Origin of the sequence: Limosilactobacillus urinaemulieris (assembly GCF_014838745.1) — a bacterium.
GTDB classification, from domain to species: domain Bacteria; phylum Bacillota; class Bacilli; order Lactobacillales; family Lactobacillaceae; genus Limosilactobacillus; species Limosilactobacillus urinaemulieris.
In genome coordinates, this window is the sequence record NZ_JABUXR010000005.1 from 25890 (window position 1) to 44311 (window position 18422).

The 18422-nt window shown below is 41.1% G+C and carries 17 protein-coding genes; 16 read left to right on the forward strand and 1 reads right to left on the reverse strand.

Features of this window, described 5'->3' with window-relative positions; genetic code table 11:
* Window positions 1-5: 5 nt before the first annotated feature.
* Both HUK45_RS03600 and HUK45_RS03605 read left to right on the forward strand, forming a co-directional pair.
* A complete protein-coding gene (locus HUK45_RS03600; RefSeq protein ID WP_191911129.1) occupies window positions 6-1844 on the forward strand; it encodes an APC family permease in 1839 nt (612 codons plus the stop codon).
* Window positions 1845-1955: 111 nt separating this feature from the next.
* Window positions 1956-2216, forward strand: coding sequence for a hypothetical protein (locus tag HUK45_RS03605; RefSeq protein ID WP_242333818.1), 261 nt, complete (start codon window positions 1956-1958; stop codon window positions 2214-2216).
* On the opposite strand, the gene HUK45_RS03610 is transcribed toward HUK45_RS03605, so the two are convergent.
* Window positions 2213-2854 carry a YigZ family protein gene (locus HUK45_RS03610; protein WP_191911131.1) on the reverse strand — a complete coding sequence of 214 codons (642 nt, stop codon included), beginning with the start codon at window positions 2852-2854 and terminating at the stop codon, window positions 2213-2215. The genes HUK45_RS03605 and HUK45_RS03610 overlap by 4 nt on opposite strands.
* 64 nt (window positions 2855-2918) lie before the next feature.
* Here HUK45_RS03610 and HUK45_RS03615 point away from each other — a divergent pair, with 64 nt between their 5' ends.
* The 14 genes from HUK45_RS03615 to HUK45_RS03680 all read left to right on the forward strand — a co-directional run bounded on the left by HUK45_RS03615 (window position 2919) and on the right by HUK45_RS03680 (window position 18376).
* Window positions 2919-4244, forward strand: coding sequence for a DEAD/DEAH box helicase (locus HUK45_RS03615; RefSeq protein ID WP_191911132.1), 1326 nt, complete (start codon window positions 2919-2921; stop codon window positions 4242-4244).
* Entirely contained in the window at window positions 4237-4914 is a 678-nt protein-coding gene (locus HUK45_RS03620) for a ComF family protein (protein ID WP_191911133.1), read from the forward strand. The genes HUK45_RS03615 and HUK45_RS03620 overlap by 8 nt, the downstream gene beginning before the upstream one ends.
* 133 nt (window positions 4915-5047) lie before the next feature.
* The gene (gene hpf, locus HUK45_RS03625; RefSeq protein WP_191911134.1) at window positions 5048-5590 is read left to right on the forward strand and encodes a ribosome hibernation-promoting factor, HPF/YfiA family; all 543 of its coding nucleotides are present in this window, start codon (window positions 5048-5050) and stop codon (window positions 5588-5590) included.
* 288 nt (window positions 5591-5878) lie between these two features.
* On the forward strand, window positions 5879-8242 hold the full coding sequence (gene secA / locus HUK45_RS03630) for a preprotein translocase subunit SecA (RefSeq protein WP_191911135.1): 2364 nt from the start codon (window positions 5879-5881) through the stop codon (window positions 8240-8242).
* 101 nt (window positions 8243-8343) lie between these two features.
* Window positions 8344-9460, forward strand: a protein-coding gene (gene prfB / locus HUK45_RS03635; RefSeq protein ID WP_413230819.1) for a peptide chain release factor 2 whose coding sequence is annotated in 2 segments (ribosomal slippage) — window positions 8344-8415 and window positions 8417-9460 — 1116 coding nt in all. Because the reading frame shifts where the segments join, the coding sequence is not laid out codon by codon here.
* A 58-nt stretch (window positions 9461-9518) separates the two neighbouring features.
* Window positions 9519-9845, forward strand: a complete 327-nt coding sequence (locus HUK45_RS03640) for a PspC domain-containing protein (RefSeq protein WP_191911137.1) — start codon at window positions 9519-9521, stop codon at window positions 9843-9845.
* Window positions 9846-10199 carry a phage holin family protein gene (locus HUK45_RS03645; protein ID WP_102169205.1) on the forward strand — a complete coding sequence of 118 codons (354 nt, stop codon included), beginning with the start codon at window positions 9846-9848 and terminating at the stop codon, window positions 10197-10199.
* A 16-nt stretch (window positions 10200-10215) separates the two neighbouring features.
* On the forward strand, window positions 10216-11175 hold the full coding sequence (gene hprK / locus HUK45_RS03650) for an HPr(Ser) kinase/phosphatase (RefSeq protein WP_040531592.1): 960 nt from the start codon (window positions 10216-10218) through the stop codon (window positions 11173-11175).
* Window positions 11168-11992 carry a prolipoprotein diacylglyceryl transferase gene (gene lgt / locus HUK45_RS03655; RefSeq protein WP_191911138.1) on the forward strand — a complete coding sequence of 275 codons (825 nt, stop codon included), beginning with the start codon at window positions 11168-11170 and terminating at the stop codon, window positions 11990-11992. The genes hprK and lgt overlap by 8 nt, the downstream gene beginning before the upstream one ends.
* Before the next feature lie 26 nt (window positions 11993-12018).
* A complete protein-coding gene (locus HUK45_RS03660; protein ID WP_191911139.1) occupies window positions 12019-13035 on the forward strand; it encodes an NAD(P)H-dependent glycerol-3-phosphate dehydrogenase in 1017 nt (338 codons plus the stop codon).
* Between the two features lie 64 nt (window positions 13036-13099).
* Window positions 13100-14002 (forward strand): UTP--glucose-1-phosphate uridylyltransferase GalU, encoded by a 903-nt coding sequence (gene galU / locus HUK45_RS03665; RefSeq protein ID WP_003717587.1) that lies wholly within the window; start codon window positions 13100-13102, stop codon window positions 14000-14002.
* Window positions 14003-14290: 288 nt separating this feature from the next.
* The gene (gene trxB, locus HUK45_RS03670) at window positions 14291-15229 is read left to right on the forward strand and encodes a thioredoxin-disulfide reductase (RefSeq protein ID WP_191911140.1); all 939 of its coding nucleotides are present in this window, start codon (window positions 14291-14293) and stop codon (window positions 15227-15229) included.
* 122 nt (window positions 15230-15351) lie between these two features.
* Entirely contained in the window at window positions 15352-16548 is a 1197-nt protein-coding gene (locus HUK45_RS03675) for a glycosyltransferase (RefSeq protein ID WP_191911141.1), read from the forward strand.
* 100 nt (window positions 16549-16648) lie between these two features.
* Window positions 16649-18376, forward strand: coding sequence for a phospho-sugar mutase (locus tag HUK45_RS03680; protein ID WP_191911142.1), 1728 nt, complete (start codon window positions 16649-16651; stop codon window positions 18374-18376).
* The last annotated feature ends 46 nt before the right edge of the window (window positions 18377-18422 follow it).

The following is an 18422-nucleotide window of genomic DNA, read 5'->3' on the forward strand; positions in this document are numbered from 1 at the left end:
ATAGTATGTGGCGTTATATTAAACGAGTTTTAATTGGGAAACCTTTGAAAACTTTGGATGAGGGTCAAACTCACTTAACTAAATTTAAAGCATTAGCGATGCTGTCATCCGATGCAATTTCGTCAGTTGCTTATGGGCCAGAGCAGATCACGACGGTTTTAGTAACCTTATCTGCAATGGCAATGTGGTACTCGATTCCGATTGCCGCAATCGTATTATTGCTGTTATTGGCAATTACTCTTTCGTATCAACAGATTATTCGTGCGTACCCAAGCGGTGGTGGTGCCTATGTTGTTGCCACCCGGAATTGGGGAAGCAATGGTGGATTATTTGCCGGGGGATCGCTTTTGGTTGACTATATGTTGACCGTAGCGGTTTCTACGACATCAGGAGTGGAAGCAATTACTTCTGCAATCCCGGCACTTTACCGGTTCTCTGTTCCAATTGCAATTGTTATTGTTCTGTTAATTATGTTCATGAACTTGCGGGGAATGAGTGAAAGTGCCAATTTTCTGACAATTCCGGTTTACTTTTTCGTAATTATGATTTCTGTAATGATTCTGTGGGGTGCTTACAATATAGTCACGGGTCAGGTTCATTACCAAGCACCTGCTGATTATGGAACTCCAGTTACCGGAATGACATTTGTTCTGTTTGTTCGGGCATTCTCTGCTGGTTCATCCTCATTAACTGGGGTTGAAGCGGTAAGTAATGCCGTGCCGAACTTCAATAAGCCAAAGGAAAAGAACGCTTCAATTACTCTTGCAATTATGAGTACGATCTTGGCAATCTTCTTCATTGCGATTATTTTCTACGGCTTTTATTTTGGAATTGTTCCCGATAAACGAACCACTGTGCTTTCGCAAATTGGTCTCGCCGTATTTGGTGGTCATGGAATTGGCTTTTATCTTCTTCAGCTATCGACTGCAATGATTCTTGCAGTTGCTGCTAATACTGGTTTTTCCGCCTTCCCAATTCTTGCCTTTAATATGGCAAAGGATAAGTACATGCCCCATGCATTTATGGATCGTGGGGATCGCCTCGGTTATTCTAACGGGATTATCTCGTTAGCGGTGGGCGCAATTATCCTAATCTTGATCTTCCATGGACAAACGAATATGTTAATTCCGCTTTATGCCGTCGGGGTCTTTGTTCCGTTCACATTATCTCAATCTGGGATGATTATTCACTGGTTCCGTGAACGGGAAGGTCTTTGGCTGGGAAAGGCATTTATTAACCTTGTCGGGGCGTTAATCTCGCTGGCATTAGTTCTTGCATTATTCTGGCAGCACTTTGGCAACGTTTGGCCGTACTTAATTATCATGCCGCTATTGCTTTACATGTTTCATGCAATTCATCGTCACTATATTAAGGTTGCCAAACAATTACGGGTTGCCGAAAAGACGAAGGTACAATTACATGATTATGACGGAGCAACCGTTATTGTCCTAGTCGGGAATGTTACGCGGGTTACTCGAGGAGCGATTAACTATGCCCGCTCCATTGGTGATTACGTGATCGCAATGCACGTTTCGTTTGATGAAAATCCGGGTAAAGAGCATAAGACTGCTAATGAATTTAAGGCTGAATTTCCAGATGTTCGTTTTGTTGATATTCATTCATCGTATCGTTCAATTGCTAAGCCAACTTTGCGGTTTGTAGATGTGATTGCTAAAAGAGCGGCTGCCCGTAACTATTCAACCACTGTCCTAGTTCCGCAGTTTATCCCTAAGCATCCATGGCAACTTGCCCTTCATAACCAGACTAGTGTTCGGCTACGGACGGTTCTTAATTCTCGGCAGAATATTGTTGTTGCAAGCTACAATTATCATTTACATGAGTAGGCGTAAATTGAATAGCTTTACTGGTGAATACTAATAAGTTCAGGGACAGTTTTCAATGTTATAAAAAGTTAGCTTGAAATTTCCCGGGAAATTATTTACGGGGTGGATAACGTGAGAAAAAGAAATATCGTCTTGGGCTTGTTGTTTGCTGTTGGTTTATTTTTAATGGGTGGCTTTAGCCTTGACCAATTGGGCTTTCATTCTAATTTGATTGGAATTTTCGGGACCGTTCTTCTAATTGGTTCCTATATTGGCTTTAATTGGTCGAAATTAAAAAGCGGTGATCACAAAACAAGGGTGGTCACCACATGGGTTATTATTCTATTACTACTTATTGTTATCCTTAACGTAATTGAAACAGTATTAAGCTAGTTAGCAAAGTAAGGAATTTCGTGTTCGCGCGAGGTTCCTTTTTTGATTGTTAATTGGTCGTTAAAACGGTTGATTAACAGCTTAGTGAAAGCGGCGACTTTATCCTCATCAACGTAAATGCTTGTTTGAACTGTAGCACCAAATTGCTCATCAGCAACCTCGATCTGATGCTCTTTTAAATAGTGGAGGAGGGAGTCATGTTGTGCATAGCTAACGGTAATTTCAAGGATGGCTTGAGTAACCAATTGGACTAGTCCTGCCTTATGAATAGCGTTGGTAGCTGAGTTGCTATAGGCACGAATAAGGCCTCCAGCGCCTAACTTGATTCCGCCAAAATAACGGGTAACAACGGCAACCACGTTATGGAGGTTAGCTAATTGAAGTGATTCTAAAATTGGGACACCGGCTGTCCCACTAGGCTCACCGTTATCACTTTCTCGTTGAATTTGGTCACGGTCACCGACCATGTAGGCATAGCAGTTATGAGTGGCCTTTCTGTTTTCGGTACTAACCTGGTCAATAAATTGTTGGGCTGCTTCATCGGAGGTTACTCGGGCAACTGAACATATGAAACGAGATTTTTTGATGACCATCTCGTTGCTAGTGTTTTTAGCGATAGTGAGAAATGGTTCTGACATTGATTATTACTCCTTTGGTGAAATTTTGGCCTTTTTCCGTATTAACTTAATGGGAGGGATCAAAATGGATATTAGTGAATTATATGGACGACGGGTACTATGCCCTCAAGTAGAACAATTACCAATTGATGGTTCGCAAATCCAGATTTTACCAACGTTGAAAGTAGGAGAAAAGACGATAACCTGTGTACGTTGTGGAACGGTAACGAATAAGTGGATTACCGCAATGCCTAGTCAGCAATACTATTGCCCACAATGCGTTACATTAGGACGGGTATCAACTCTTGATAAATTTTACCATGTTCCAGAACCAAATCAATTTGAAGTTCCTCAGCGGATTTTAACGTGGAGGGGACAACTATCGCCACTACAAACTAAGGTGTCAACAATGGTGAAAGAACGGATGGATCAGCATCGCCGCCAGTTGCTATGGGCAGTTACGGGTGCGGGAAAAACGGAAATGATGTTTGCCGGAATTACCGCTGCACTGAAACGGGGTGAACGGGTTGCAATTGCGTCACCACGGGTCGATGTTTGTCTGGAACTATATCCTAGGCTCCAGGTGGCTTTTGCTGATTTCTCAATTGCTCTTCTTCACGGGAGAGAGCCACAGAAATGTAAGTATCGTCAGCTGACAATTTGCACAACTCACCAGTTGTTACGCTTTTACCATGCCTTTGATAATTTAATTATCGACGAGGTTGATTCTTTTCCGTATGCTGCTAATTCGGCATTGCTTTTTGCTACTAAGCAGGCGGTTAAAAAGAATGGCGGGATATTGTTTATGACAGCGACCCCTGGAAAAAAGTTGATTCGCCAAATTAGCAAGAAAAAATTAATGGTTAGTTATCTTCCACTTCGTTATCACGGGAACCTGCTTCCTCAAATCAAGATTTTCTTAACATCTGATTGGCGAAAACAGCTGCAAAGAAAACGACTCCCTAACAAACTCCTGAATGAGTTAAAGAAAACACTGGCTAATTACCGGTGTCTTTTGTTTGTTCCTCATGTTTCAGATCTCCAACCAACTTTTTTATGTTTGCAAGAAGCTTTAACTGATAAGAAATTTACTACCGTTCATGCTACGGATCCCAAACGACTAGAAAAAGTTCAGCAAATGCGGGACGGAAAGTATGAATTCTTAATTACTACTTCAATCTTAGAACGGGGAGTTACTTTTCCGGGCATTGACGTTTTTGTTCTTGGCGCTGATGATCAGGTCTTTTCATCATCAGCACTAGTTCAGATTGCAGGACGGGCAGGGCGTTCGGCTAGTCGTCCTACCGGTAAAGTAATGTTTTGGGTTCAATCATATAGTCGTCAAGTCCGGGAAGCTCAGCGGCAAATTGCTTATATGAATAGGAAAGGGCGGCGTTTGCTTCGTGGTTAATTGCCTGCTTTGTAACCGTTCATTAACAAAAAGATTAACGGTTAGCGAGATTATTTTTCCTGGACCAATTAGGAAACAGGTAGTTTGTAATGCCTGCTTTCAAAAATTTATTCGTTATTCTGGCACGAACGCTTGTCAAGGGTGTGGTCGTGAGGATAAGAATAAGCTATGTACTGATTGCCAAAGATGGCAGCAACAATATGGGTGGCATTTAAGCCATCGGCCAATTTTTCATTATAACCAGGCAATGAGGGAATTTATGCAACAGTATAAATTTCAGGGACAATATCATTTGCGGGCAGTTTTTCAGCAATCTCTGCAAGTGGTGATTAGCCAGATGGATTATGACCTTTTAGTCCCGATCCCGGTCACCAATCATACTATGAAAACGCGAGGCTTTAATCAGGTAACGGGATTGTTAGAAAATATTCAGTATACCGAATTGATCAAACATCGGGAAAAGCAGAAGGTAGCTCAATCAAAGAAAGATCGCCAATCACGCCTCAAAACTAAACAGCAATTTTTTCTCGATAGGAATATCACCTTGCAAGGATTAAGGATTGTCCTGGTTGATGATATTTACACCACTGGACGGACCTTATATCATGCTGCAGAACTTTGCTATCAGAATGGTTGTAAACGTGTCCAAAGCCTTTCGCTTGCCCGTTAAAAAAATCTAAATATTCCCCTGATTCATTTGTTAAATAGTATTAACTACACTATAATATAGTTAAGGATATGAGAAGAGTGGTCCTTCTGATACCAGATCAAGCAAATTGCTTGATCTGAAAGGAGAAATTACTATGTTAAAGTTCAATATTCGTGGTGAAAATATCGAAGTAACTGACTCAATTCGTGATTATGTGGTAAAGCGGATTAATAAGTTACAAAAGTTCTTCGAAGACAACGTAGAAGCAACAGCCCATGTGAACTTAAAAGTTTATCCTAACCGTACTTACAAGGTAGAAGTTACTATTCCATTACCATACCTTACATTACGGGCCGAAGAAACTTCTAATGACATGTACGGTAGTGTTGACCTCGTTACCGATAAGCTTGAACGGCAAATTCGGAAGTACAAGACTAAGGTTAACCGGAAGTCGCGTGAAAAGGGCTTCAAGAACTTAGAATTTGTCCCAACTGATGACGATACTGAAAGTCAAGAGGACTTGAAGATTGTGCGGACAAAGCAAATCTCACTCAAACCAATGGATCCAGAAGAAGCAGTCCTCCAAATGGACATGCTTGGACATGACTTCTTTGTTTTCCAAGATGCCGAAACTGACGGAACCAGTATTGTTTACCGTCGTAAAGATGGTCGTTACGGTTTGATTGAAGCTGAATAATCAAGTAATAAATGGACTGGTAAAAAAACCAGTCTTTTTTATTTTGACTAACATTTTAAGTGACAGAGCTAAAATTTAAGCTTCCTCAAGATAACACCCCCGCAACTTGCCTTTGTCGAGAGACCTCGTTATCATCCGGAAGCTTTTTAAGGCTTCATATTTTGCTGACTCGCACTCTAATCCGAAACGTGTTAGAATATTAAGGTTAGAATATAAATTAAAATTGGCTTGAGTAGCTGCTAAATCTCAAGTTAAAATTTAAAAACGTTAATTAGGAAGGACGCTTTTATGGCTAACATTCTAAAAAAATGGATTGAAAGCGATCGTCGTGAACTGCGACGAATTAATAAGATCGCTAATAAAGTTGAAAAATATGCTAAGCCAATGGCAGCGCTATCAGATGATGAATTAAAAGCTAAGACTGATGAATTCCGTGCGCGCTATAAAAAGGGCGAAGATTTGGACCACATGTTACCGGAAGCTTTTGCGGTAGCGCGTGAAGGGGCAAAACGAGTCTTGGGGCTTTACCCATTCCATGTTCAAATTATGGGGGGAATTGTTCTTCATGAGGGGAACATTGCCGAAATGAAGACTGGTGAAGGTAAAACGCTGACTGCGACGATGCCTGTTTACTTAAACGCAATCAGTGGCAAGGGTGTTCACGTTATTACAGTTAACGAATACTTATCAAAACGTGATGCTACTGAAATGGGGCAGCTTTACAATTGGTTAGGCTGCAGTGTTGGTGTAAATAATTCCGAAATGTCTCCTGATCAAAAGCGTGAAGCATATAAGGCTGATATTATGTATTCCACTAACAGTGAGATTGGGTTCGACTATCTTCGTGATAACATGGCTGTTTATAAAGAAGACCAGGTCCAGCGAGGGTTAAACTATGCTCTTGTTGATGAGGTGGATTCAATTTTAATTGATGAAGCGCGGACGCCATTGATTATTTCTGGTCCGGGAACAGGAACGTCAAAGCTTTATAAGCAAACCGATCGCTTTGTTAAGACGTTAAAGAATGAGGTTGATTATAAGGTCGATCTCGAATCAAAAACGGTTGCCTTGACTGATGAAGGAATTCAAAAAGCTGAAAAGTACTTTAACTTAAAGAACCTGTATGATCCAGAGAATACAGCATTGACCCACCACTTGGATCAAGCATTACGTGCTAACTACATTATGCTTCTGGATAAGGATTACGTGGTTTCTGATGGTGAAGTCCTGATCGTTGATTCATTTACCGGACGGGTAATGCAAGGGCGGCGATTCTCTGATGGCCTTCACCAAGCGATTGAAGCTAAGGAAGGCGTTCAAATTCAAGAAGAGAACAAGACAATGGCTAATATTACCTACCAGAACTTGTTCCGGATGTACAACAAGCTTGCGGGGATGACCGGTACTGCTAAGACTGAGCAGGAAGAATTCCGTGAGATTTATAACATGGAAACAATCACCATCCCAACTAACAAGCCAGTTCAACGGAAAGACGAACCCGACTTGCTTTATCCGACATTGCAAAGTAAGTTTGCCGCGGTAGTTAAGCGGATCAAGAGCCTTCACGAAAAAGGACAGCCAATTCTGGTTGGTACCGTGGCCGTTGAAACTTCAGAATACCTTTCCCACTTACTGGATCAAGAACACATTCCGCATGTTGTTTTGAATGCGAAGAACCACGCAAAGGAAGCTAATATCATTAAGAATGCTGGTCAGCGAGGTGCGGTTACAATCGCAACGAACATGGCTGGACGGGGAACCGATATTAAGCTTGGCCCAGGAGTCCGTGAATTAGGCGGACTTGCAGTTATTGGTACCGAACGACATGAATCACGACGGATTGATAACCAGCTGCGGGGACGTTCTGGTCGTCAAGGTGATCCAGGTCTTTCCCAATTTTATCTTTCCCTTGAGGATGACTTGATGAAACGGTTCGGTGGTGACCGGATCAAGGCCTTCTTGGAACGGATGAAGGTTGACGATGATGATGCGGTAATTAAGAGTCGGTTCTTAACCCACCAAGTTGAGTCAGCTCAAAAGCGGGTTGAAGGGAATAACTACGATTCCCGGAAGAACGTTCTTCAATATGATGATGTAATGCGTGAACAACGGGAAATCATCTATAAAGAACGTCAGGAAATTATCACAGAAGATAAGTCATTGAAATGGGTTCTGATGCCAATCTTTAAGCGGACGATCCAACGAGAAGTTGAACAACATACTTTAGGTGATCGCAAGGATTGGGATCTTAAAGGAATTATTGATTTCGCAGAAGAAGTCATTGTTAAGCCGGATACGATTACCGTTGCCGACTTGGCAGATAAGTCGCCACGACAAATGGTTGATTTCTTAATGGGGTATGCTAAGCAGATCTACAAGGACAAGCAGAAGCAACTTTACGATCCGGCACAAATGCTTGAATTCGAAAAAGTTGTTCTCTTGCGGGTTGTTGACTCACATTGGACAGATCATATCGATGTGATGGATCAGTTCCGTCAATCTGTTGGTCTCCGTGGTTATGGTCAATTAAATCCATTAGTTGAATATCAAACTGCTGGTTACCACATGTTTGAACAAATGATTGCGGATATTGAATACGAAACAACTCGCCTCTTTATGAAGTCACAAATTCGGCAAAATGTTACCCGTTAATCAATAATTAAATATTGTTAACTATCAAGGTACGGTAGCAGGTGGCCCCAAAGCGGTACCTGTTACCGTTTTGGTTTAAATTAAATATTGGAGGAACTATTTTGGAACTTAATGAAGCAAAGAAAAAAGTAGAAGCAATGCAACAAGAGGTTGCCCGCTTCGGGAGGTCTCTTTGACCTCGATGCTTTAGATGAAAGTATTGCAGAAAATGACCAAAAAATGGCTGAACCTGGTTTTTGGGACGATAATGTTGCAGCACAAAAAGTAATTAATGCGAATAATGAATTAAAAGATAAGCGCGATACCTTTGTGAAATTACGGGATAATATCGGTAATTTGCAAACGTCAATTGAGCTGCTGGAACTAGAACCTGATGATGAGTTACAGAGTGAATTTGAAAAATCGTTTAGTGAAACGCAGAAGGAACTAGAGCAATACCGGTTAAATCAGTTGCTTGATGGCGAGTATGATGCTAAAAACGCGATTTTGGAAATTCATCCTGGAGCTGGAGGAACAGAAGCTCAGGACTGGGGAGCAATGTTGTTACGGATGTATGTTCGTTGGGGTGAACAACATGGCTTTAATGTTGAGACTGCAAGCTATGAAGCAGGTGAAGAAGCCGGAATTAAGAGTGTTACCCTGTTAATTAAAGGACATAATGCATTTGGTTACTTAAGAAGTGAGAAGGGTGTCCACCGCCTTGTCCGAATTTCACCATTTGATGCTGCAGGTCGACGACACACTTCATTTGCCTCGGTTGATGTAATGCCTGAACTTGATGAGAGTGTAAACATTGATATTGATCCTTCCGATCTTCGGGTTGACACTTTTCGTTCAAGCGGGGCTGGTGGTCAGCACATTAATAAGACGGAATCAGCAGTCCGCATTACTCACATTCCTACGGGGATTGTTACTTCTTCCCAAGCAGAACGTTCCCAGCTGCAAAACCGGGTAACCGCAATGAACATGTTGAAGTCAAAACTGTATGAATTAGAGGAAGAAAAGAAGGCAAAAAAACGGGCTGAAATTGAGGGTGAACAGCTTGAAATTGGCTGGGGTTCCCAGATTCGCTCCTATGTATTCCACCCTTATACTTTAGTTAAGGATAACCGGAGCGGACATGAGACGCATAATGGACAAGCGGTCATGGATGGTGATTTAGATCCATTTATTAATGCCTATCTCCAATGGAAATTAAGCCAGAAGAATCCTCAGTAAATCTAATTGCAGTTACCAGAAAAACACAGTAAGATTAAGCTATTAGAAGGGATGAACTATGTCAAAAAAACTAACTCGATCCTATGATGATCGGTGGCTAGCTGGAGTCCTTAGTGGATTTGCTAAGTATTTCAATACCAAACCACTTTACTTGCGGATTGCCTATATTCTCTTTACCGCAATTACCGGGATCATTCCTGGAGTTATTGTTTACATTGTTTTACTGGCAATTATCCCACCCGATCCAGCCCATCCCGGAATTGCTGGTCTCTTTAAGACGTTTGCTGATTTAACGTCAACCCCGCAAAAAACACGGGATTCACAAGGAAGACGGCAATTAACTGATGTTGAAGAGAAAGATATAAAGAAGAATGGACGGTCGTAGATGGAATTTATCAAACGTGTAATAATAGATACAATTCTCTTTATTGCATTAGCCGGTCTTTTTTCGCGGACTGGAATGTTCTATGTCAACAGTGTGGGAACTGCCTTGCTAGCAAGTGCTGTTTTAGCAGTGTTGAATGTGTTAGTAAAACCAATTTTGTTAATACTATCGTTGCCCATTAATGTGCTTACCTTAGGATTGTTTAGTATTGTGATTAACGCCCTGATGTTACAGTTAACATCATCCTTTGTCGGATCATATTATTTTCACTTCTCATCCTTTGGCTCAGCAATGTTGATTGCAATTGTTATGTCGATTTGCAATGTGATTATTTCCGATCACATTAATAATTAGTGAAGGAGTGGAAATAGTGGCAGATCATATTACTGTTAAAGAACTTGTTGATAATGTTCGGTTAAAAGTTTTACAGGGTGAAGAATATCTTCAACGACCAATTACTACTAGTGATATTTCACGGCCGGCCCTTGAATTCGCTGGTTATTTTAAACACTATCCTGCAATGCGGATTCAATTATTAGGGATTACCGAAACGTCTTTTGCCAAGGATTTGACTCACGAAAAGCGAGAGAAGTACTTAACAAAGATGTGTGCTCCCCAGACACCGTGCTTTGTTATTTCGACTAACTTACCGATTCCTGCTGAACTACAAGTTGCTGCAAAAAATGCCAAGATTCCCATTTTAGGAACTCACTTAACGTCATCACAAATTTTAAGTAACATGACTTCCTATCTTCTTGGCCGATTAGCACCGCGACAGTCTTTGCATGGAGTCCTTGTTGATATTAATGGTGTTGGGGTCTTAATTACTGGTGATTCGGGAGTTGGGAAGAGTGAAACCGCGCTTGAATTAGTTCGCCGGGGGCACCGTTTAGTGGCTGATGACCGGGTTGAAGTTTATGCTCGAGATGAACAGACCCTTGTCGGTAAAGCACCAGCAATTTTAAAGCACCTCATGGAAATTCGAGGTATCGGAATTATTGATGTTTCTACTCTTTACGGAACTGGGGCAATTATGCCGAGCGATGTTATTAACCTAATTGTTCACTTGGAAACGTGGACCCCAGATGTTCAGTTTGACCGGTTGGGCGATCGGGGTGATAAGCAGACAATCCAAGGAGTAATTGTTCCTAAGGTTTCTGTCCCCGTTAAGACTGGACGGAATTTGGCAATTATCATCGAATCCGCTGCAATGAACTACCGGGCGGAAACAATGGGATATGATGCTACCAAGACGTTCGATGATAATTTGAACCGGTTAATTAAGCAGAATTCTGCACGAGATACAAAGGAAAAGCAAAGTAATGATTAATTTAAGCTTACCGCTTCTGGCACTTAATCCAATTGCCTTCAATCTTGGACCAATTCAAGTTCATTGGTACGGAATTATTATTGCGACTGGAGTTGTTCTCGCGTTAATTCTATCGGTACATGAGGGACAACGACGAGGTATTAATGAGGATTACTTCTATGATTACCTTTTATGGGCGTTACCCATTGCAGTTATTTGTGCTCGTTTCTATTACGTTATTTTTCAGTGGGGTTATTATTCGCAGCATCCTGCAGAAATTATTGCAATTTGGGATGGTGGAATTGCGATCTACGGGGCGATCCTTGGTGGAATCCTTACACTATACTTTTTCTGTCGAGCTCGCCGAATTTCAATGTGGACAATGATGGATGTTATTTCACCAGCTTTGATTATGGCGCAAGGGATTGGTCGCTGGGGAAACTTCATGAATCAAGAAGCATTCGGGGCAATTACTAGTCGTGCAGCATTGATTAGTCAGCATATACCAATGTGGATTATTAACCAAATGGATATTGGCAATCACTATCGCGTACCGACTTTCTTATATGAGTCGTTATGGGATCTTAGTGGTTTTGTCCTATTAATGCTGTTGCGTCACCGGCACCACTTATTTAAGCGGGGAGAAGTTTTCTTAACCTATGTTATGTGGTATTCCGCGGGACGATTCTTCATTGAAGGGATGCGAACAGATAGTTTAATGATTGGCAATACGCTTCGAGTGTCGCAAATGTTATCATTAATCTTTTTCATTGTGGCATTAATTACCTTAATCGTTCGAAGACGACGGGCAAATCTTCCGTGGTATGTAAATCAATAAGTTTAATTTGTTAAAGGAGAATAATTATGGCTGAACAAATTGCAGTTTTAGGAGCAGGTTCGTGGGGAAGTACATTGGCAAATATGTTGGTTGAAAACGGTCATGACGTTAAGCTGTGGTCACGCAATCAAGAACAGGTTGACCAATTAAATAATGAGCATGTAAATCCTCATTACATGAAGGATTTTGTTTATTCAGACAAACTAGTGGCAACTGCTGACATGGCAGATGCCGTTAAGGGTGCCCAGGTTATTTTAATTGTTATTCCGACTAAGGGACTTCGCCAAGTAGCGGGCCAACTCAATAAGATTCTGGAACAGAACAATCAACGGCCATTAATTGTTCATGCCACTAAGGGATTGGAACAAAATACATATAAGCGGCCCTCTGAAATGTTGATGGAAGAAATAAATGAAGAAAATCGGCGGGACATTGTCGTATTATCTGGCCCTAGTCATGCCGAAGATGTTGCAATTAAGGATATGACTGCCGTAACTGCTGCATGTGCTAATATCAATGACGCAGATAAGATTCAGAAGCTTTTTAGCAACAACTACTTCCGGGTTTACACGAATAATGACGTCATTGGTGCGGAATTTGGTGCTGCTCTGAAAAACATCATTGCGATTGGTGCAGGGGCACTTCAGGGACTCGGTTACCATGATAATGCTCGTGCAGCATTAATTACTCGGGGGCTTGCTGAAATTCGGCGTCTTGGTGTGGCGTTTGGTGCTAATCCGATGACCTTTATTGGCCTTTCTGGTGTTGGTGACCTTGTTGTTACCGCAACCAGTAAGAACTCACGGAATTGGCGTGCAGGTTATCAATTGGGGCAAGGGAGAAAACTTGACGATGTAATTGAACATATGGGAATGGTGATTGAAGGAGTATACACTACCAAAGCAGCCCATGAGTTAAGTCTCAAGCGTCAAGTTAAGATGCCAATTACTGATGCCCTATACCGGGTTCTGTATGAGGGTGAGGACATTAAAAATGCAATTTCCCAGCTGATGGGTCGAGATCTTACTTCAGAAATTGAATAAGTATGGTAAAATGCATACAGTAGAGATTGGGAATTAAAAAATCTCATGGAAAGGGTTTATTATTATGAAACGCGTACGTAAAGCAATTATTCCTGCTGCTGGTTTGGGGACTCGTTTTCTTCCAGCAACAAAAGCTTTAGCAAAGGAAATGTTACCAATCGTTGATAAACCAACGATTCAATTTATTGTTGAAGAAGCTCGGAAGTCGGGGATTGAAGATATTGTTGTTGTTGATGGCAAGAACAAGCGCTCAATTGAGGATCACTTCGATTCTAACCCAGAACTTGAAGATAATTTACGGGCTAAGCATAAGAATGAAATGTTGAAGTTAGTTGAAGAAACAACTGATATTAACATTTACTTCATTCGTCAATCACACCCACGTGGTCTTGGGGATGCTGTCTTAACAGCTCGTGACTTTATTGGTGATGAACCATTTGTTGTAATGTTAGGCGATGATTTGAACAACATTAACAATGATGGTGAACCATTAACTAAGCAATTGATCGAAAGTTACGAACAAACTGGCGCATCAACCCTTGCTGTTATGCGAGTACCACATGAAGATACTGCTAAGTATGGTGTTATTAACCCAAGTAAGGAAGTTACACCAGGTCTCTTTAACGTTACTAGCTTTGTTGAAAAGCCAGATCCAAAGAAGGCGCCAAGTGACCTAGCAATTATTGGTCGGTATGTCTTTACCCCAGAGATCTTTGATGTTTTAGCAAAGACTAAGCCTGGTAAGGGTGGCGAAATCCAATTAACCGATGCAATTGATACCCTTAACCAAACTCAACGGGTCTTCGCTCGTGAATACATGGGTGACCGTTATGATGTTGGTAATAAGTTTGGTTGGGTCAAGACTAACATTGAATACGGTTTGAAGCATCCACAAGTTAAGGACGAACTCCGTCAATACATTAAAGAACTCGGCACCAAGTTCGAAGCTGAGGATAAGAAAAAGTAGAACGTGAACCGCGACGGATTAGCCACCGAGTACTAAGGAAGTCCAGATGATGATTGGTACAATCGAGTCTGGACTATTTAGACGGAGGTGGCGGTCGCGGTGAATGTCTTTAGGCACAGTAGTAATATAGAAAAAAGATTCTTAAATTCCGGTAATTGGATTTAAGAATCTTTTTTCTTTAAAGCGCACCTTAATACTTATAAAAAGTAAGCATAGTGATAGACAATATTACTGAAACAAGTTATTATGAATAATAATTAAATTGTGTACTAAGGAGGAGCTTATAATATGGCTAACAAGGACCGTTATGATGTAGTAGTAATTGGTGCTGGTCCCGGTGGAATGACTGCTGCAATGTATGCCTCACGGGCTAACCTATCCGTCTTAATGCTCGATCGTGGAATTTACGGTGGTAATTTGAACAATACGGCAACGATCGAAAACTATACCGGTTTTAAGAGCATTAAGGGACCAGAGCTTGCACAACAGATGTATGATGGTTCAATTCAATTTGGCGCTGAATATGCCTACGGAACTGTGACTAACGTTGAAGTAAATGCTGATGGGACCAAAACGGTTTCCACTGACATGGATGAACAATTTGTTGCCAAGGCAATTGTAATTGCAACGGGTTCTGAGCAACGTCACTTAGGGGTTCCTGGTGAAGAAGAATTTAGTGGTCGTGGTGTTTCGTATTGTGCTGTCTGTGATGGTGCCTTCTTTAAGGATAAACCCCTGATTGTTGTTGGTGGTGGTGATTCCGCTGTTGAGGAGGGGATGTACCTCGCTAATTTAGCATCTCAAGTAACAGTTTTAGTTCGTGGCAATAAGCTTCGCGCACAACCAATGCTCCAAGATGAAGCAATGAAAAACGATAAAATGAACTTTATCTTTAATACTAGCGTAACTGAGATTACTGGTAATGATACAAAGGTTACTGGTGTCAAGACTCACAACAATCAAACTGGTGAGGATGGAACTATGGATGCAGATGGGATCTTTATTTATGTTGGTAACGTCCCAATGACAAAGCAGTTTACCTCATTAGGCATCCTTGACGATGCAGGCTGGGTTAAGACTGATAACACGATGAAGACAGTAGTTCCTGGGATCTTCGCTGTTGGTGATGTTCGTGAAACACCATTACGGCAGATTGCAACAGCTGTTGGTGATGGCTCAATTGCAGGGCAACAGGTTTACCAATATATTCAATCATTAGAAAAGTAAATAGTTTAATCACGGGGAGAGCATGGCAGAAGCTGTTTAAGGCTGATGTCATCGCTCTCTTTTCTTGTTTTCTTTTTAATTTTAAAAGGGTATAGTTATGATAAATGAGGAGGAGCACTAAAATGTCAGTACCAGTAATCGCAATGCAATGTAACTATGCGTACCTTGATAAATTATTTACTAGTTTAAAATCACTTCTTTATCATAATAGTGGCTTGAAGGTTTATATTTTAAATCCTGATATTCCTCAAGAGTGGTTTAAAAATGTAAATCAGCAGTTGAATTCAATTGGCGATAGTGTAATTGACTTGAAAGTGGATCAGTCGGTCTTTGCTGATAGCCAGGTCTCGTTTAGCAATCGCTTAAATACGATGACGTTTAATAAATTATTGTTACCAAAGCTTTTGCCGGGAGAAAAGGTACTGTATTTAGACAGTGATGTGATTATTAATCATTCAATAACTGCCCTACTTAACCTTGATTTTTCTGAACCAGTAGCTGCAGTTAAGGATCTCAATTCTCCGGACAGTGAAATTAATGCTGGAGTAGTGTATTTTAATAATCCAGTAATTAACCACCAACAGGGGATTGCTGATCAGTTATTGTCTGCTAGTAAACGACCTGGATTAAAGAATGCTGATCAATCGGTTTTAAGTAAGTTCTTTTACCAACAGGCCAAATTTTTGCCCCGTACCTATAATTATGAGGTTGGCATAGAAGGTTATGCGGTCTATCACCATATTGACCGCATAATTAGTGAACTAGCACGAATCAGTGATCCGGTAATTATTCACTTTGACTCTGACGATAAGCCCTGGAATTTACTTTCAACAGTTCGCTACCGTGAATTGTGGTGGTACTATAACAGAATGAGTATCCGGGATATTATTGATCACGTCACTTTAGGAACAAATAAGCCGCGATGGTCAAAACTTCGTGGTCCACTATTTTGTTTAACGAACAGCCAAGACTTTAGCCATTTGACCGAACTTGTGACGACCCTATCAGATTACCAATTTGAAATTGCCGCGCGAACTTCAATGGGACCAAAGCTAGTGTCACTCCTAAAGTACCCCAATGTTCGGTTATATCAGGGAATCCTTCCGCAAGTAATGACAGACCGGCTTAACTGTGCGAAAGCCTATCTTGATGTTAATCGGGGGATGAAAGACATTGAAGTAATTAGGCAGTTTCTTAAAAGCGGGAAACCAGTTCTGGCATTTAATAATACGATGAGTATGGCCGGAAATGACCAGTACTTAGTCTTCGAGAATGATCAAGTAGAAAAGATGATCGACTGGATTCGAACGATCGATTAGTCGGAGTAAAACTTTAGTAAAACAATGAAGTAAACGAACACAGCTACTTGATAATGAGTTATACTGATAGCAGATTATGAGAAACAAAGGAGCAATTTTGATGAGCTGGAAAGATACTTACCAAGTTTGGAAAGACCGGACTGATCTTGAACCAAAATTAAAGAAAGAATTAGCTGCAATGCATGATGATAAGGAAATTGAAGATGCATTTTACGCACCAATGTCTTTCGGTACTGCCGGGATGCGAGGACTAATGGGTCCTGGAATTAACCGGATGAATGTTTATACCGTTCGTCAAGCAACTGAAGGTTTGGCAACGTTAATGGATTCTTTAGGGGATGAAATTAAGAAGCGTGGGGTTGCAATTAGTTATGATTCTCGTCATAATTCACGCCAATTTGCTCACGATTCAGCACGAGTACTAGGTGCTCACGGAATTAAAGTTTACATTTACGATAATTTACGGCCAACACCAGAATTGTCATTTGCTGTTCGTTACTTACATACTTATGCTGGGATTATGATTACGGCTAGTCACAACCCTAAAGAATATAATGGTTACAAAATTTATGGTGAAGATGGTGGTCAAATGCCACCAAAGGAATCAGACATGATGACTGGTTATATCCGAAAGATTACCGATATCTTTGACATCAAATTAGCTGATGAACAAGAACTGTTGGATAACGGGACGGAAACAATTATTGGCGAAGATGTGGATGCTGCATACTTGGCCAATGCAAAGAGTGTTACCGTTAATCCAGATTTGGCAAAAGAATATGGTAAGGACATGAAGTTTGTCTTTACTCCATTATGTGGTACTGGCCGGATGCTTGGTGAACGGGCATTACGTCAAGCTGGCTTCACTAACTTTACAATCGAACCAACCGAAGCACAACCAAACGGTGATTTCCCTGGCTTGGAACACCCTAATCCAGAATTTCCAGAGGCATTTGTTCGTTCCATTAAGTTAGGAAAAGAAATTGGTGCAGATGTTTTGATTGCTACTGATCCTGATGCGGATCGTCTTGGCTGTGCAGTTCGTCAACCAAATGGTGAATACCAATTGTTAACTGGTAACCAAATTGCTTCAATCATGTTGGCCTACATCCTTGAAGCTCACAAACAAGCAGGTACTTTGCCAGAGAATGCTGCTGCTGTAAAATCAATTGTTTCGACTAACTTTGCAGCTAAAATTGCCGAAAGCTACGGTGTTGAGATGATTAATGTTTTAACCGGCTTTAAGTGGATTGCGGATCAAATTCATCAGTATGAAACTGGTAAGGCTGATCACACGTTCATGTTCGGTTTTGAAGAAAGCTACGGTTACCTCATTAAGCCATTTGTCCGTGATAAGGATGCAATTCAATCATTAACCTTACTGGCTGAAGTTGCTGCTTATTACAGAAGCCGGAAGATGACATTGTATGATGGCCTTCAAGAATTATTCAAGAAGTATGGTTACTTCCGTGAAAAGACTGTTGCCAACATGTACCCAGGTGTTGATGGTCCAGCTAAGATTCAAGGCTTGATGAAGAAGTTCCGTGAAGAAGCACCAACTAACTTTGCTGGTCATAAGGTAATGGTAACTGAAGACTTTTCAAAGGGGACAAAGACAACCGCTGATGGTCAAGTTAGTGAACTTGGAATTCCCGAATCAAACGTTCTCCGCTATGTCCTTGATGATGAAACCTGGATTGCTATCCGGCCATCCGGTACTGAACCAAAATTGAAGTTCTATATCGGTACTAGTGCACCATCCCTTGATGAAGCTAATTCTAAGCTAGCTGATTTTGAAAAGGCATTGAAGGAATTTGCAGAAGAATAGATTTAGTAGTGTAGATTATTAGAAGCTGGGAATTAACTTTCTGGGA

Excerpts from the sequence above, each read along its gene's own strand:
- trxB (WP_191911140.1), top strand. The coding sequence starts at position 14,291 with ATGGCTAACAAGGACCGTTATGATGTAGTAGTAATTGGTGCTGGTCCC.
- HUK45_RS03660 (WP_191911139.1), top strand. The coding sequence starts at position 12,019 with ATGGCTGAACAAATTGCAGTTTTAGGAGCAGGTTCGTGGGGAAGTACA.
- HUK45_RS03680 (WP_191911142.1), top strand. The coding sequence starts at position 16,649 with ATGAGCTGGAAAGATACTTACCAAGTTTGGAAAGACCGGACTGATCTT.
- hpf (WP_191911134.1), top strand. The coding sequence starts at position 5,048 with ATGTTAAAGTTCAATATTCGTGGTGAAAATATCGAAGTAACTGACTCA.
- secA (WP_191911135.1), top strand. The coding sequence starts at position 5,879 with ATGGCTAACATTCTAAAAAAATGGATTGAAAGCGATCGTCGTGAACTG.
- HUK45_RS03615 (WP_191911132.1), top strand. The coding sequence starts at position 2,919 with ATGGATATTAGTGAATTATATGGACGACGGGTACTATGCCCTCAAGTA.
- galU (WP_003717587.1), top strand. The coding sequence starts at position 13,100 with ATGAAACGCGTACGTAAAGCAATTATTCCTGCTGCTGGTTTGGGGACT.
- HUK45_RS03645 (WP_102169205.1), top strand. The coding sequence starts at position 9,846 with ATGGAATTTATCAAACGTGTAATAATAGATACAATTCTCTTTATTGCA.
- HUK45_RS03640 (WP_191911137.1), top strand. The coding sequence starts at position 9,519 with ATGTCAAAAAAACTAACTCGATCCTATGATGATCGGTGGCTAGCTGGA.
- HUK45_RS03675 (WP_191911141.1), top strand. The coding sequence starts at position 15,352 with ATGTCAGTACCAGTAATCGCAATGCAATGTAACTATGCGTACCTTGAT.
- lgt (WP_191911138.1), top strand. The coding sequence starts at position 11,168 with ATGATTAATTTAAGCTTACCGCTTCTGGCACTTAATCCAATTGCCTTC.
- HUK45_RS03610 (WP_191911131.1), bottom strand. The coding sequence starts at position 2,854 with ATGTCAGAACCATTTCTCACTATCGCTAAAAACACTAGCAACGAGATG.
- HUK45_RS03600 (WP_191911129.1), top strand. The coding sequence starts at position 6 with ATGTGGCGTTATATTAAACGAGTTTTAATTGGGAAACCTTTGAAAACT.